Origin of the sequence: Kibdelosporangium phytohabitans, from assembly GCF_001302585.1 — a bacterium.
Classification (GTDB): Bacteria; Actinomycetota; Actinomycetes; order Mycobacteriales; family Pseudonocardiaceae; genus Kibdelosporangium; species Kibdelosporangium phytohabitans.
Window position 1 is genome coordinate 10,724,795 of record NZ_CP012752.1, and the last position, 13,726, is coordinate 10,738,520.

At 67.0% G+C, this 13,726-nt stretch carries 21 protein-coding genes and 1 pseudogene; 12 read left to right on the forward strand and 10 right to left on the reverse strand.

Annotation, left to right across the window (positions count from 1 at the left end; translation table 11 throughout):
* Positions 1 to 178: 178 nt before the first annotated feature.
* Both AOZ06_RS55575 and AOZ06_RS57445 read left to right on the forward strand, forming a co-directional pair.
* A complete protein-coding gene (locus AOZ06_RS55575) occupies positions 179 to 370 on the forward strand; it encodes a hypothetical protein (protein WP_054295445.1) in 192 nt (63 codons plus the stop codon).
* Positions 371 to 606: 236 nt separating this feature from the next.
* The gene (locus AOZ06_RS57445; RefSeq protein WP_157233643.1) at positions 607 to 771 is read left to right on the forward strand and encodes a hypothetical protein; all 165 of its coding nucleotides are present in this window, start codon (positions 607 to 609) and stop codon (positions 769 to 771) included.
* Here AOZ06_RS57445 and AOZ06_RS47865 read toward each other — a convergent pair.
* Positions 768 to 1,238 (reverse strand): NUDIX hydrolase, encoded by a 471-nt coding sequence (locus AOZ06_RS47865; RefSeq protein WP_054295447.1) that lies wholly within the window; start codon positions 1,236 to 1,238, stop codon positions 768 to 770. The two genes, AOZ06_RS57445 and AOZ06_RS47865, sit on opposite strands and share 4 nt — an antisense overlap.
* Before the next feature lie 8 nt (positions 1,239 to 1,246).
* Positions 1,247 to 1,990 carry a DUF5919 domain-containing protein gene (locus tag AOZ06_RS47870; RefSeq protein ID WP_054295448.1) on the reverse strand — a complete coding sequence of 248 codons (744 nt, stop codon included), beginning with the start codon at positions 1,988 to 1,990 and terminating at the stop codon, positions 1,247 to 1,249.
* A 151-nt stretch (positions 1,991 to 2,141) separates the two neighbouring features.
* Here AOZ06_RS47870 and AOZ06_RS47875 point away from each other — a divergent pair, with 151 nt between their 5' ends.
* From AOZ06_RS47875 to AOZ06_RS47890, 4 genes are all read left to right on the forward strand, one after another.
* Positions 2,142 to 2,513: a hypothetical protein gene (locus tag AOZ06_RS47875; protein ID WP_054295449.1), complete on the forward strand. Its 372-nt coding sequence runs from the start codon at positions 2,142 to 2,144 to the stop codon at positions 2,511 to 2,513.
* Between the two features lie 17 nt (positions 2,514 to 2,530).
* Entirely contained in the window at positions 2,531 to 2,797 is a 267-nt protein-coding gene (locus AOZ06_RS53265; protein ID WP_169798828.1) for a hypothetical protein, read from the forward strand.
* Entirely contained in the window at positions 2,797 to 2,964 is a 168-nt protein-coding gene (locus tag AOZ06_RS57450) for a hypothetical protein (RefSeq protein ID WP_157233644.1), read from the forward strand. Before AOZ06_RS53265 ends, AOZ06_RS57450 begins: the two co-directional genes overlap by 1 nt.
* Before the next feature lie 250 nt (positions 2,965 to 3,214).
* A complete protein-coding gene (locus AOZ06_RS47890) occupies positions 3,215 to 3,499 on the forward strand; it encodes a helix-turn-helix domain-containing protein (protein WP_054295451.1) in 285 nt (94 codons plus the stop codon).
* A 38-nt stretch (positions 3,500 to 3,537) separates the two neighbouring features.
* On the opposite strand, the gene AOZ06_RS47895 is transcribed toward AOZ06_RS47890, so the two are convergent.
* Both AOZ06_RS47895 and AOZ06_RS47900 read right to left on the reverse strand, forming a co-directional pair.
* Positions 3,538 to 4,089: a GNAT family N-acetyltransferase gene (locus AOZ06_RS47895; protein ID WP_054295452.1), complete on the reverse strand. Its 552-nt coding sequence runs from the start codon at positions 4,087 to 4,089 to the stop codon at positions 3,538 to 3,540.
* A gap of 283 nt (positions 4,090 to 4,372) precedes the next feature.
* Positions 4,373 to 4,995: pseudogene (locus AOZ06_RS47900) on the reverse strand (chitinase); the annotation flags it as partial.
* A gap of 367 nt (positions 4,996 to 5,362) precedes the next feature.
* Between AOZ06_RS47900 and AOZ06_RS47905 the strand changes: the two are divergent.
* Both AOZ06_RS47905 and AOZ06_RS47910 read left to right on the forward strand, forming a co-directional pair.
* Positions 5,363 to 5,980, forward strand: coding sequence for a histidine phosphatase family protein (locus tag AOZ06_RS47905; RefSeq protein ID WP_054295453.1), 618 nt, complete (start codon positions 5,363 to 5,365; stop codon positions 5,978 to 5,980).
* A gap of 54 nt (positions 5,981 to 6,034) precedes the next feature.
* Positions 6,035 to 6,448, forward strand: a complete 414-nt coding sequence (locus AOZ06_RS47910; protein WP_054295454.1) for a DUF4259 domain-containing protein — start codon at positions 6,035 to 6,037, stop codon at positions 6,446 to 6,448.
* Here the strand turns inward: AOZ06_RS47910 and AOZ06_RS47915 are convergent.
* The 3 genes from AOZ06_RS47915 to AOZ06_RS47925 form a co-directional block, all read right to left on the reverse strand.
* Positions 6,438 to 7,100, reverse strand: coding sequence for a tRNA-dependent cyclodipeptide synthase (locus AOZ06_RS47915; protein ID WP_054295455.1), 663 nt, complete (start codon positions 7,098 to 7,100; stop codon positions 6,438 to 6,440). The two genes, AOZ06_RS47910 and AOZ06_RS47915, sit on opposite strands and share 11 nt — an antisense overlap.
* A gap of 121 nt (positions 7,101 to 7,221) precedes the next feature.
* Positions 7,222 to 7,947: a S1 family peptidase gene (locus AOZ06_RS47920; RefSeq protein WP_054295456.1), complete on the reverse strand. Its 726-nt coding sequence runs from the start codon at positions 7,945 to 7,947 to the stop codon at positions 7,222 to 7,224.
* Between the two features lie 120 nt (positions 7,948 to 8,067).
* Positions 8,068 to 8,472 (reverse strand): hypothetical protein, encoded by a 405-nt coding sequence (locus tag AOZ06_RS47925; RefSeq protein ID WP_054297457.1) that lies wholly within the window; start codon positions 8,470 to 8,472, stop codon positions 8,068 to 8,070.
* A 290-nt stretch (positions 8,473 to 8,762) separates the two neighbouring features.
* Between AOZ06_RS47925 and AOZ06_RS47930 the strand changes: the two genes are divergently transcribed.
* Positions 8,763 to 9,683 carry a diacylglycerol/lipid kinase family protein gene (locus AOZ06_RS47930; protein WP_054297458.1) on the forward strand — a complete coding sequence of 307 codons (921 nt, stop codon included), beginning with the start codon at positions 8,763 to 8,765 and terminating at the stop codon, positions 9,681 to 9,683.
* 213 nt (positions 9,684 to 9,896) lie between these two features.
* Positions 9,897 to 10,151, forward strand: coding sequence for a WhiB family transcriptional regulator (locus AOZ06_RS47935; protein WP_054295457.1), 255 nt, complete (start codon positions 9,897 to 9,899; stop codon positions 10,149 to 10,151).
* Between the two features lie 138 nt (positions 10,152 to 10,289).
* Here AOZ06_RS47935 and AOZ06_RS47940 read toward each other — a convergent pair whose 3' ends face one another.
* A complete protein-coding gene (locus tag AOZ06_RS47940; protein WP_054295458.1) occupies positions 10,290 to 11,804 on the reverse strand; it encodes a sensor histidine kinase in 1,515 nt (504 codons plus the stop codon).
* A gap of 99 nt (positions 11,805 to 11,903) precedes the next feature.
* Here AOZ06_RS47940 and AOZ06_RS62425 point away from each other — a divergent pair, with 99 nt between their 5' ends.
* Complete coding sequence (locus tag AOZ06_RS62425) at positions 11,904 to 11,978, forward strand: 50S ribosomal protein bL37 (protein WP_370591786.1); 75 nt, start codon at positions 11,904 to 11,906, stop codon at positions 11,976 to 11,978.
* 34 nt (positions 11,979 to 12,012) lie between these two features.
* On the opposite strand, the gene rsrA is transcribed toward AOZ06_RS62425, so the two are convergent.
* Complete coding sequence (gene rsrA / locus AOZ06_RS47945) at positions 12,013 to 12,327, reverse strand: mycothiol system anti-sigma-R factor (RefSeq protein WP_054295459.1); 315 nt, start codon at positions 12,325 to 12,327, stop codon at positions 12,013 to 12,015.
* Positions 12,324 to 12,941 (reverse strand): sigma-70 family RNA polymerase sigma factor, encoded by a 618-nt coding sequence (locus tag AOZ06_RS47950; protein WP_054297459.1) that lies wholly within the window; start codon positions 12,939 to 12,941, stop codon positions 12,324 to 12,326. The genes rsrA and AOZ06_RS47950 overlap by 4 nt, the downstream gene beginning before the upstream one ends.
* 171 nt (positions 12,942 to 13,112) lie before the next feature.
* On the opposite strand from AOZ06_RS47950, the gene ybaK reads away from it, so the two are divergent.
* Positions 13,113 to 13,592: a Cys-tRNA(Pro) deacylase gene (gene ybaK / locus AOZ06_RS47955; RefSeq protein ID WP_054295460.1), complete on the forward strand. Its 480-nt coding sequence runs from the start codon at positions 13,113 to 13,115 to the stop codon at positions 13,590 to 13,592.
* Positions 13,593 to 13,726 lie beyond the last annotated feature (134 nt).

The following is a 13,726-nucleotide window of genomic DNA, read 5'->3' on the forward strand; positions in this document are numbered from 1 at the left end:
TGACGTCCTGAGGTGTCCCGCTGTGGGGTGCTCGTGTCCTTGTGAGCTGGCGATTCTCCTGGTCGAGAGTCTGGAAAGCGCAGACCTGACCGAGAGGTAGTCGTTCATGTCGAACTGTCCGGTGCGGGCTTCCGGTGAAGCCGCGGAAGGGCCATCGTCTGAGGAGCCGTGGGATCGGGTGACCGTTCCCTATGTGGCCAGGTGGAGCAAGGAACAAGACCTGTCGTCCGCGCTGGTGATCCGGAGGCGTGGTGGCATCGGGTACGTGGATGAGGTCATCGGCGACCGGGACAAGCGGGGCATCCTTGGCCTCGGCTGGCGTCGCTGCCCCGGCATGGGCGCCCTTTGTTCGGGGCGGTGCACTCATTGAGGCAGCGGCTGGTGATGGGCAAGCTGCTGTGTCAGGTCTGTGCTGGGCCTGCTGACAGGAACGCCGATGGTGTGCTGTGGCTGCTGCCGGACAGCCGGGATCAGTGGGCGGACTGGCCGGAGCGGATGGCAGTCGACGAGCCACCTACGTGTAGGGCGTGTGCCGTGTTGGCGAACAAGCTGTGCCCGGCTCTGCGGGGCGGAGCGATTGCTGTCCGGGTGAAGCAGTCTCCCGTGGTGGGTGTGCGTGGTCGCGTTCATCAGACCGCCGGGCTGCTGCCGGTGCCGACGGATGAGGACGTTGTCGGTTTCGGTGATCCGCGTATTCGGTGGACCTTGGCGTCCAGCCTGCTGCGTGAGCTGAGTAGATGCTCGGTCGTGCGGCTCGACGAGCTGATCTAGGTGTAGTAGGGCTCGCTGCGGTTGTCGAAGCCGTGTTGGATGCGCAGCCTGGTGGACGGGTGGATGGTGAGTTCCGCCAGTAGAGGTTGTTCAATCCAGGCGGCTTCCTTGCTTTCGCTGCTGGTCCGGAGCTCGCCACCGATGGGGCGGCCGCGGAAGCAGATGGAGAACTCCTGGCGGACTTCGCCGTCGTCGTACGCGATCACGTGGTCGGGGTTGGAGTAGATGCCGATCAGGCCGGTGACCTCGATTTCGATGCCGGTTTCCTCGATGAACTCGCGCACTGCGGTCTGGGTGAGGGTTTCGCCGAGTTCGAGCTGGCCGCCTGGGATTGAGTACAGGTCGTTGTCGGTGCGGCGGATCATCAGTAGACGGCCGTCAGCGTCGAGTACGAAGGCGCTGACGGCTACGGCGATGCTGTTGGGCTGCGGTGCGTTGGGGTCGTGGAAGTGGTCCACGCGCGCCATGCGGCTCCCTAGAACGTCGCTCTTGCTGACTTGTGCCAGACGGTGTCGAAGCTTTCAGCGTAGGTCTCGAACAGGTCGCCCGCAGACAGGCGGCGTAGGTGCAGGGAGGGAGCGTGGGCGCCCTGGATGCCGTACACGTGCGTGTTGATGATCATCTCGTCGTCGAAGCGGAAGATCGAGTTGTACAGCGTGGTGCGGTGGAAGCGGATCTTCACGCCGTCGACGTCGCGCAACGGTCGGTAGGCGGCTAGGACGTTGCGGATCTTCGCACCCAAGGTGCCTTCGCCCAGGTCCTCTTGCTCGCTGCGCAGGGCGACTTCTGGGCTGTCGGGGTCGCCGAACGTCAGTCGGATGCGTGCGCCCTTGGCCGCCTTCTGGGCCAGGCCCTTGACGAACTTGGGGCGTTCAACGAGGAACATCCCGGCGTGGACGAGGATGTCCACCTGTGCTGAGGCGTCGTTGATCAACCGGTCCCAGAGTTCGACGGGGATCGAGTTGCGGTGTGGGAAGACCTGGACGACTTCCGAGTCCGCGACTTCTGCCTTGCGTTCCGGCGAGACGGCATCGGGCCAGAGGTATTTCTCGGTCTCGCGGACCATGGCGGCGATAGCGTGCCTGTGTCGCTGGTGGGGGGATCTGCCCTTGGTGATCCAGCGCTCGACGGTTTTCGGGTCGACGCCGATGGCGCTGGCCACCTTGGCGGGCGTCAAGCCGTTGCGCAACAATGCGTCTCGTAGCCGATCGTTCGGCATCTTCTCACCCTCGAGGACGTTAGGGACGTCTTGAAGGTATCACAGGACGTCCCAAGGCGTCCCTTGATGTGGTGCTTGCGTCCTCCATTTCGGACGAATCTGTATCTCGTCAGCAGGCCGTGTAGGGCCTTGACCAACACTGGGAGACGAGATGCCGATCATGGCAACCAGGTTCGCCGCCGACTTCGGCGTGGAACCGTCGATCGAGTTCCAGCCGGACCCGCAGGCGCCCAAGCGGCAGGAACGGGTCCGTGGAACCAACGAGCTGGTCTGGATCGTGCGGGCGCTGGACGCGAACGAAGAGGCCGCGCGGTTCGGTGCAGAGTTCAAGGCGAAGGTTGCCGCTCCACCGCAGTCGGTTCCGCCTGCGAAGATTCAAGGCTTTCCGTACGCACCGGTCCTGACAATCACGCCGTACGCCAACAACAAGGGCCGGATCGCGCACAGCTTCCGCGCCAAGGGTTTGCGGGCTCCGGCGCGTGACAAGGCGAGTCGGACTGCTGAACGGAAGACGGCAGCGTGAGCGCGCAGGAGAAAGGCATGCGCGACTTGGTGAGCCTTCAAGTGATGGAGGGCGTACCGATCCGCTCCCGCGCTCTGCCGTTCGCCGACCGGGTGGAGATCCGTTTCGGCAACGCCTTCCCACTCGCGCTGCTGATCGACCGGGCTGCGATCGAGGAGCTGCTTGAGGCGATCCAGACCAGCCGGGACGCGCTCGACAAGCAACCAGACGGACTGAGGAGGGCTGAGCGATGGGCTTCAACGTCACGTGCTCGCCGGGTAAGGACGCGACAGCGGGTCTGGTGATGGTCACGCCGGAGCTGCCGACGCTGATCCTCTACCTGGACCCGGTCAACGTCGCCATTCAGCTTCCGGTGTTCCCGGACGGCTCGCATGTGCTCACACGGTTCTGCCGGGAGCTGTCACGCGAAGCGGCACGGGTCGCTGACGTACTCGAAGGGGATGAGCAGTGATACAGACGCTGTCCTTTCCCGGCCCAGACGCATCACCCGAAGAGGTCGTGGACGCACTGCGAGCTCAAGCCGTGTCCTTCGCGGTCGTCGCTGACGTACTCAGCGAATCCGACAGCACTAGTTCCGCTGTGGCGCTCGAAGGGGCACTTCGACTGCGGTGTCAGGCGGCGGTGATCGAGGCGATGGCGGAGCTTCATGACGAGCTGGGCTCGCAGCTCCGCGCTGCGGATACGTACACAGGGAGGTTCGTATGAAGGGACCGTTCAAGCCGAACGTTGAGAGTCTGGTGCTGGCCAGGCAGCTTCGGCAGCTGCGTGAGAACACGGGGCTGACGCAGGGTGCGGTCGATGGGCAGCTCGGCGGATCGGTGAGCAAGGTGCACCGCATCGAACAGGGACAGTCGCCCTGGCCAGGCGAGCTGGGCGTGATGCTGGACATGAACAAGGTGCCCAACGCGACACAGGCCGTGCTGCGGGACACGTGGGGCGAGGCGTGGCGGGCTCGTGCCGAGCAGGGCGAACTCACTGATTCCTGAAGCGGCGCCCACCGGTTCGGTGGGCGCCGTCGTCGTTGTCAGGCCTTGAACGAGTACAGCGATGCCGTTCCGAGCGCCTGTTGCGCGTCGAACTGCTCGAACGTCCGCACGACGCGGAAACCGAGGCGCTCGACCAGCTTCATCGACCTCTGGTTGGCTGTCTGCGTCACCACGACCACGGGCTGGTCGGGCATCTCGTCGGCGGCGGCGCGCAACACCGCTGCCGCGGCTTCGTAAGCGATCCCCTTGCCCCACGCGCTGCGCCGCAGCGCGTAGGACAGCTCCAGCTCGTTGCCGTCCTCGGTGACGTGTCCCGGCACATCTACCGGGCGGCGGTCGAGCCAGAGGCCGCCGAGGAACTCGTTCGTCTCACGGTCCGCGATGGCGTAACTGCCGGGTACGTGTGTCGTCCCCAGGTGGTCGAGCATCCGCTCCACTTCCGGTCGCGGCCTCGGGCCGCCGAGGTGGGCCCGTACCTCCGGGTCCGTGAAGAGTTCGATCAGCCCCTCCCGATCGGTGCCACTCACCTGGCGCAGCAGAAGACGTTCCGTCTCCAGTTCGGTAACGGACAGTGTCGATGACGCAGTCATGAATCCATACTGCCGAGTTACACGCTGTCCACGCCGCACACTCAGCGTTCGGGCGTCGGATTCCTAGCCTGGCAACGCTCTTGTTGCGAGCGCCTGCGGGCGTTGCCGGCGCGACGGCGTGCACCGAGGGGCCGGCCACTGACAGTTGGCGAGCTTGCCGCCGCCCGCCCTTCCCCCCGGTTGACCACGAATTCGATCGGGCGGGCCACGCCGCTACGCGGAGGTGGCGCCCACCCCCTCGATGGGCGCCACCTCCGGTGCGCGAGCGGTGCGGGCACCGCTGTCAACAGCAGAGGGTGCCGCCTGGCGGAACACCCAGGATTGCGGTGAACCGGGTGCAGTCGTCCACGCGGCTCTGGACTTCTGCCGGGTTGCCGCCGCCGCGTTCCAGGTTTCCGTTGATGCTCCGGATCGTCTCGCCGAAGCCCGCGCCGCTGACACCGCGTCGTGCGGTGTCGTGGTTGCCAGGCCGGTCTGGGTGTTCCAGTTCCAGAGTCCTGTTTTCCACGCGGTTGCCGCATCGTTCTGCACTTGCCACGGTTCGGTCAGCAGCGGCAGCCCCAGAGCCTCCCCCGCCGCGTTGTAGTTGAAGTTCCAGCTCAGTTGGATCGGGCCGCGGCCGTGGTACGCCGTCTGCCCGGCTGGGCAGCCGTAAGGTCTCGACGCGTCGCAGTAGTTCGGGTGGTCGGCCTGACCGGATTCCACGATGTGCTCGAGGCCGCCGGTGTCGTGGTGCACGTTGGCGAGGAGGGCCGCTGCCTCACGCTTTCGCACTTCGTCCGTGCCTGTGCTCGCGAATCCCGGGTACGCGCTGGTTGCCGCGACCAGTCCGCTGTAGGTGCAGAGCGAATTCCGGGCCGGGAACATCTCGTCGAACTGCGCTTCCGTCACCACGAAAGCCGGTGGGGCCGGTTCAGCAGTTGAACAGGAGCCAACAGCCGCCGCGCAGACAGCCACCGAAGCGGCAAGGCGGCCTGACCACACGACTGACTCCTTAGGCAGGACACGGAAACGGCGAGTCCACGTGACACAGGCCACTAAACCGTAATTGGTCTACACCAGTCAAGCGACATGCGCCGGGTTCGGGAGGCGCCAGAACGGGCACCCTGAACCATGGTGTTGCACCTGGTATGGGCGTTTCTGACGGCGGTGAGCCGCCGCAGGCATCGCCGCACGCGCAAGGTCTTACCGGACAACCGTTTTGCAAGGAGTACGACGCAGCTCACATCGCAAACTACCAACGCCTGACCAACGGCGCTTTTACCATCGCCAAGTGGCAGTCGAAGCAGTCGAAACAGCCTCCGCGGTCTATATCCTCCGGCACGGCGAGACCCAGTGGTCGAACAGCGGCCAGCACACCGGTGTCACCGATATCCCGCTGACCGAGCACGGCGAGCAGCAGGCGCGTCGCGCCGGACTGGTGATGAGCACGCTGCGCGGCAGCGCGGTTCCGCCCTACCGGGTGTTCACCAGCCCCCGGCAGCGCGCGGTCCGGACCGCCGAACTCGCGGGTTTCACCGTGGACGAGAAAGTCGAAGAGCTCGCCGAGTGGGACTACGGCGACTACGAAGGCATGACCACCGACCAGATCCGCCAGGAAGTACCCGGCTGGACCGTGTGGACGCACGCCTCGCGCGGCGGCGAGGCGGCGCAGCAGGTCAGCGACCGGGCGGACGCGTTGCTCACCCGGGTCAGGGAACTGCTCCGCTGCGGTGACGTGGTCCTGGTGGGGCACGGGCACTTCAGCCGCGTGCTGATCGCGCGCTGGCTCGGCCTGCCGGTGACCAGCGGTGTCCACTTCGGACTCGGTCCGGCCGGTACGGCCGTACTGGACCACGAGCGGGGCGAGCCCCGCGTCAACCGGTTGAACGTGCCGCCGTTGGACGTCTGACTCCTCGCCAGTAGGTTTGCCGCGCACGATCTGGACCATGCGAGGAGCAAGCCGATGGGTGCCTGGGGCACGGGTGCTTTCGACAACGACGACGCGGCGGATTTCGCCGGGGACCTGAACGACGCGGACCCCGGCGAACGGCCGGGCCTGATCCGCGAGGCGCTGGAAGCCGCCGCGGACAACGACGACTACCTGGCCGCCTCGACAGCCAGTGCGGCGATCGCGGCTGCCGCGGTCGTCGCATCGCAGCAGCCGGACGGGCCCGAGGTCGACTCGGTGTACGGCCCCGAGTTCCTCACCGACGGCGACAGCGTGGACCTGCCCGAGGAGTTCGCCGATCTGGGCGTACGCGCGATCACCCGGATCCTGTCCGACGAGTCCGAGTGGCGTGACCTGTGGGAGGACGCCGGCTCGCTCGACCAGGCGATCGGCGCGCTGGAGCCGCTGCGGGCCGCGCTCAACCGCTAGGCCGGACCATCAGGTATCCCTGGTTGGCTGAGGGGGCCAGCCAGCCAGGACCGGTCTGCAGCACGTCCGCGAACGCGAGCACGCGGTGGTAGGCGCACAGCGACTCGGGAACACCGAGGATGGACGGCGTGTCCATGCCGATCGGCAGCTCGTTGAGGAAGTAAGAACTCGCCGTGATGACCTGTTGCACGGTCGGTGACTCGCCGCGGTGGGTCAGGTAGGCCCGTGAGATCTCCATGCACGACGAACGGAACCGCACGTCGTTGTCGAACGCGGTCTGCACCAGATCCCGCAGGCGCAGGTATCCCGGGCTCTGCTCCAGGTCGCTCCAGCCGAGCAGGTGCGCGTCCGGATCGGGCGCACCGGCCTCGGCGAGTGCGCGCCGCACGCGGTTGGTGGCCAGCCTGGCTTCCTGCGACATCTTGGCAACAGCGCGCTGTGGCGAGTAGCCCATCGCGATCAGCGTGTGCGTGCTCGGCCTGTCCGCGACCAGGAAGTGCACGGAGTCGAAGCGCACCAGAGCCCACGACGCCAGCTCGCGCAGTCTGGCCGGGCTGTAGAAGCTGTTGAACAGGCTCACGCCGAACAGCATGTGCTTGCCGCCTGCCAACAGTCGCTGGCAGTTCGGCGACGCAGCGACCGCTTCACACATGCACTCCACAATGGACTACGCGGCGGCGTAAAGCGATTCCCCGTTCGACTGATCATCCCGGAATGGACAAAGCGGGCCCGGGGCAGGGATTCCGGGCCCGCTCGCTAGCGGTTCGACGGCGTCAGACGCCGGCGATCTGCTGGATCCAGGGGCGGTACCGCGTGATGTTGGTGTAGTTGGTGACGGTCTGGCGGTCGCTCGTGGAGGCGACGCCGACCTGCTTGCCGGAGGCGAACATCGGGCCACCGGAGTCACCACCGGCGGTGATGCCGTTGCCGCGGCGCGCGGTGACGGCGACGCCACCGCGGTAGTCACGGCCGTTCACGTTCGTGACGCTGACGTTGGCGACCTTCAGGTACCGCGACTGGCAGTTGATCTCGGGCTGGCCGGTGCAGGTGGCGCCCCAGCCGTAGACCTGGACCGTCTGGCCGACCTGCACGTCGCTGGTGGTGCCCAGCGGCGCGTAGGTGCCGGTGTACGACTGCGACAGCCGTGCGATGGCCAGGTCGGCCGACGGGTGCTGGGTGATCTGCGCGGCCGTGCGCATCTGACCACCGCTGGTCTGGTCAAGGCTGCCGATGCGGAACGTGAACGTGCCGCCGCCGGTGACGCAGTGCTGCGCGGTCAGCACGTAGTTCGGGGCGATGACCGTGGCGGTGCAGTTCTGCTGGCCGTTCTTGAACAGCCGGGCTGCCCACGGGGCGTTGGAGGCGTTGCCGCCCCCGATGATCATCGGGGCGACGTCGGTGGGCTCCGCGGCCGGTGCGGCGGTGGCCGCCGGTGCGACGGCGCCGAGCACGGAGAAGGTCACTCCGGCCAAGGCCATGCCAAAACGCGCGAACTTCATCTAGCTCACTCGATTCCGCGGCGATCGTCCGCCGCTTGCAGGGTGGAATCAGGGACCCGTCAAGGGTCACCCGTTCGAATGAGTCCATCTACCCGTCAAAAGTCGGGTTTGTGGCGAGTGTTACTTCTCGCCGTCGTCTGTAACGCCGTGCCCGTCCGCCCAGATGCGTGACGGCGCACGGAAAAGCAGCACGAGCGCCGCTATGCAGACCACCGCGCCGGGGATCCCGTACGCGGGCTGCCCGGACGGTCCGGTCGCGTACCAGGCCACCCCCAGCAGCAGGATCTGGATCACCGTGGCGGGGCCGCGGGCCCAGCGCTTGCCGAGCAGCAGACCGATCCCGCAGGCGAGCACGCCGCCGAAGATCACCACGAAGTAGCCGGCCTCGCCGTAGAGGTTGCCCCCCGGCAACGAACCGCCGTCGACCAGCAGGAAGACCGCGAACGCGATGCCCGCCAGTCCCTCGATGCCGACCAGCAGGCCGGCGGCCTTGACCGTGCCCGGCACGGGTGTGTCAGTGGTCACGAAAACTTCCTGGTGGCAGGGGATTGTGACGGTCGGTGCGTGGTAACCGATCGTATGCCACCCGGACGGCCGGTCCCATCCGGCACGGATTCGAGCGATGATCTCCACGAGGTCGTCGTCGAGCGGATCGGTCGTCCGGGTGCACTCGTCACGACAGCGCGACATCGGTGTCAGGACGAAGGGAGCACGATCACTGGCAGCCACCAGGTGACTCAGGTGGGTTACCCCACGCCCCTCCAACGAGCCCCGTGCCGGGCAGCGACGCCTACGCACTGTTTTACGCTGCGGTCATGCGTGCAGTGCTGGTAGTCAACCCACAGGCCACGGCGACAACGCCGGCCGGGCGGGACGTGCTCGCGCACGCCCTGGCCAGCGAGGTGAAGCTGGACGTCATCGAGACCGACTACCGCGGTCACGCGATGAAGGCAGCCGCCAAGGCCGCGGAGGAGGGCGTCGACCTGGTCGTCGCGCACGGCGGCGACGGGACGGTGAACGAGGTCGTCAACGGCCTGCTCACCGCGGGCTCGCCCACGCCGATGCTGGGAGTGGTGCCAGGTGGATCGGCCAACGTCTTCGCGCGCGCCCTCGGGCTGCCGCGCGATCCGGTCGAGGCGACCGGTGTCCTGCTGACCGCGATCGAGGAGAGCCGGACCAGGACCGTCGGGCTCGGCCGCGTCTCGTGGCACGACGGCAGCAGGTATTTCACGTTCAACGCCGGAGTCGGCTGGGACGCCGACGTCGTCGCGTGGGTGGATCGCAAGCGCGGCAAGCAAACCAGTCCGTACCTGTACGCCCGCGCCGCGATGGCCTGCTACCTCAAGCCGTCGCACGGCCAGCCGAGGCTGCAGATCGAGATCCCCGGCGAGCAGCCGCACCAGGGCGGCAAGCTCGCGTTCGTCTCCAACACCGACCCGTGGACCTACCTCGGCGACCGTCCCGTTCACCTGAACGCGGGGTGCACCTTCGACGGAGGTTTGGGTCTCTACTCGTTGAGCACCCTGAGGGTGCCGACGGTGCTGCGCGCGCTCCGGCAGGCCGTGTCCAAACGGGGAAATCAGCGAGGCGGGAAGGTTCTGCGACGCGACGACGTTGGCTTGATCAGGGTCACCGCCGAGGAACCGGTCCGGCTCCAGGTGGACGGCGACCTCGTCGACGAGTTGACGAACGTCGAGTTCACGTCGGTTCCGAGGGCACTTGTGGTTGCCGTCTGACCGATTGGGTACTTGAGATACCGGGCGTGTGACCGCTGGTCACGCTAGGTCCGGCGGATACGTCGCGCCGTCGATCTTTTGGGTGAGTTCACTCACCGGCCACAGAAGACCCCTTGACATCCGGCCAGTTCGTGAAAGCATTCACAAGCACCCCGAACGACCGATATGACGACGACTGGCGCGCCGAAGCGCGCCTGGCAAGGAGCTAGGAAAATGGACTGGCGCCACCGCGCGGCCTGCCGTGACGAGGACCCCGAGCTGTTCTTCCCCGTTGGGAACAGCGGTCCTGCGCTCCTGCAGATCGCCGAGGCGAAGGCCGTTTGCACCCGCTGCCCCGTGTCCTCCGCGTGCCTGTCCTGGGCCCTGGAAAGTGGCCAGGACGCAGGCGTGTGGGGCGCGATGAGCGAAGACGAGCGACGCGCACTCAAGCGGCGCAACGCTCGCACCCGGGCGCGCAGCAACGCCTGAGGCTCTGGCTATCCGCGCAATCCAAAGCGCCCGAAGGCCCGATACCGACAACCTCGGTATCGGGCCTTCGGGTTTTCTCAGCTCAATGCTCGTGAGTGGTTGAGCCGGTTAGAACCGGCTCAACCACTCACGATGTTTTCAACGCCTGTGGGACAGCGGAACCCGCAACACCGCTTCCGTACCGCGCGGTTCCCTGCGCCGGAGTGACAACGAACCGCGCAACTCCGATTCCACGAGAGTCCGCACGATCTGCAAGCCGAGACCGTCGGTGCGTTCCAGTGAGAACCCGCGCGGCAGGCCTTTGCCGTCGTCGGAGATGGCGACATCGAGCCACCGCGCCGACCGATTGGCCGAAATGGTCACCTCACCGCCCTGACCGGCCGGATACGCGTGCTCGACGGCGTTCTGCGCCAGCTCCGCGAGGACCATCACCAGCGGCGTCGCCAGTTCCGCCGACACCACGCCGAACTGCCCGCTGCGCTTGACCTTCACGTGCGACTCGGCGACGGCGACATCGCTGACCACCGGGATGACCTTGTCCAGCAACGTGTCCAGGTCGACGCGCTCGTCGACGGACATCGACAGCGTCTCGTGCACCATCGCGATCGCGGAGACCCGGCGCACGGATTCGGCAAGTGCGGCTTTGGCCTCCGGGCTGTTGGTGCGCCGGGACTGCAGGCGCAGCAACGCGGCGACGGTCTGCAGGTTGTTCTTCACGCGGTGGTGGATCTCGCGGATCGTCGCGTCCTTGGACAACAACGCGCGGTCGCGGCGCTTCACTTCCGTCACATCACGGACGAGCACCAGCGCACCGGCCGGAGTGTCCATGGGACGCAACGGAAGCGCACGGAACAACACAACCGCGCCCCGCCGTGCCTCGACTTCGGTGCGCATGCTCGGCTGGCCGTCGATCGCGGCGAGCATGCGCTGCGCGATCTCGGTGGCGTCGAACGGGTCCGCGATCAGCTGACGGGTCAGCGGCGCCAGCCGGGCGCCGACCAGATCGGCCGCGTGTCCCATCCGGTGGTACGCCGACAACGCGTTGGGGCTCGCGAAGATCACTGTTCCGTTGGCGTCCAGCCGGATCAGGCCGTCACCGACGCGCGGGCTCGTGTGCACGTCGGCAGTCGGCTCGACGCTCGGGAACGTGCCGTCCGCGACCATCTGGCACAGGTCGCCCGCGCTGCCCAGGTACGCGATCTCCAACGGCGACGGCACGCGTGGCACCGCCAGGTTCGTCTCACGGGAAAGCACGCCGATCACGCCGCCGTCGAAAACCACCGGGATCGTCTCCCTGCGCACGGGCACGCCCAGGTACCAGTGCGGGTCCTCCTCACGGCAGACGCGCCGCTCCACGGCGGCTCTGCGCAGCTGGGGGTGGTCGGACACCTTGATGAAGGTGCCGACGATGTCCTCCGGGTGGGCTGTCGGCGCTGTCGTCGGGCGCGCGTGCGCGACACAGACGAACTCGCCTCCCAGCCGGTCCGCGGCGGTGCTGTTCTCGTGGTCCTCGACGTACGGCACCCAGAGCAGGAAGTCGGCGAAGGACAGATCGGACAGCAACTGCCATTCGGCGACGACCTTCTGCAGGTGGTCGACGGCGGTCCCCGGCAACCCGGTGTGTTCGGCCAGCAGGTCAGCGAGTGTCGACAAGGGCGCTCCTCTCCCCGGTCAATCCAACCACGGTCCGACCCGCTCCCGCTGACCTGTCACAATGGGCTGACAAAGCAACAATTGCAGTAGGAGATTCGCATGTCGAAGCGCGCACGTAAGCGTCGCGACCGCAAAAAGGGCGGCGCCAACCACGGCAAGCGCCCGAACAGCTGAAGCGCGAAACGGCCCCGGATCCCCGGGGCCGTTTTCACTGGGTCTTGCGGATCTCCACCTGGGCCTGGGTGACCTCCACGGTCACGCCGCCCTGCTCGACCACGGTCTTGCGGATCGTGGCCCGGAGGCGTTCCTTGAGGGCCTCCGGGGCGTGGTCACCGCCACACTTCTTCGCGAGCAGCTCCTTGAGGTGCTCGTCGATGCCGTACTCGGCCAGGCACGGGCTGCATTCGTCGAGGTGCTGCTTGAGCAGCTCCTTGCGGCCCTTGTCGCACTCCCCGTCGAGGAACAGCCAGACCTCGGCCAGCACCTCGGAGCAGTCCGTCTCGTGGTGGTCGCCGCAGCTCACGATCCCGACACCTCCGCCCGCACGAAGCCCCGCTCCTTGGCGACGTCGGACAGCATGTCGCGCAGTTGACGGCGGCCGCGGTGCAGTCGTGACATCACGGTCCCGATCGGGGTTCCCATGATCTCGGCGATCTCCTTGTAAGCGAATCCCTCGACGTCGGCGAGGTAGACAGCCAGCCTGAACTCCTCCGGCAGCCGTTGCAAGGCCTGCTTGACGTCGTCGTCCGGCAGGTTGTCCATGGCCTCGACCTCGGCCGAGCGCAGACCGCTCGACGTGTGGCTCTCGGCCTGGGCCAGCTGCCAGTCGGTGATCTCGTCCGTGGGCTGCTGGATCGGCTGCCGCTGCCGCTTGCGGTAGCCGTTGATGTACGTGTTGGTCAGGATGCGGTAGAGCCACGCCTTGAGGTTCGTACCGGCGGAGAACGACTCGAAGGCGGCGAAGGCCTTCAGGTACGTCTCCTGCACCAGGTCCTCGGCGTCGCTCGGGTTGCGTGTCATCCGCAACGCGGCCGAGTACAGCTGGTCCAGCAGCGGCATGGCATCACGCTCGAACCGGGCAGCGCGCTCCTGCGTGCTCTCCGGCTCGTTGTTCACCTGGGTTTCGGTGCCCGGCACCGCGCTCCCTTCCCACCGACCAGTACGGATCCCGGTCGACGCTCGCGACTTCATCGAGGATACGCGGCGTGTGATCAGCCGGCTTGGCGCCTTCTGCGGGGCGATCTCGGTCAGCACGTCCAGGTCAACACGGTCCCTGCCGCCGTCATTCCCATCCGTAAGCTGAGCCACATGGCCGGCAAGGGGACCCCAGGCACAGCGTTGTTGGCGAAGCAGAAGGTGCCGCACACACTCCACTCGTACGAACACGACCCCCGCTCCGCCTCGTACGGGCTCGAGGCGGCCGAGGCGCTGGGCCTGGCCGCCGAGCGGGTGTTCAAGACGCTGTTGGCCGAGGTGGACGGGTCTTTGACGGTCGGGATCGTGCCCGTCACGGCTCAGTTGGACCTCAAGGCACTGGCGGCTGCTGTCGGCGGCAAGAAGGCTCGGATGGCCGAAGTCGCCGCCGCCGAGCGCGCCACTGGGTATGTCGCGGGCGGCATCTCCCCATTGGGACAGCGCAAGCGCTTGCCGACCGTTCTGGACAGCTCAGCCGTGGGGTTCACTACGTTGTTTTGCTCGGCTGGGCGGCGTGGGCTCGAGGTCGAACTGGCGCCGGACGACCTCGTCCGGCTCACGTCAGCCGTCGTCGCCGAGATCGCCGCCCGCTGACGCCTTCGACAGTTCGTGCAGTTGGATGCCGCGGAACAGGGCGTGGAAGAGGCACGCGCCAGCAGCACCATCGCGACCGCGAGGGCCACGTTCCCGATCCGCGTCCGCATGGCCGGGTCGACGCCGACTCGCAT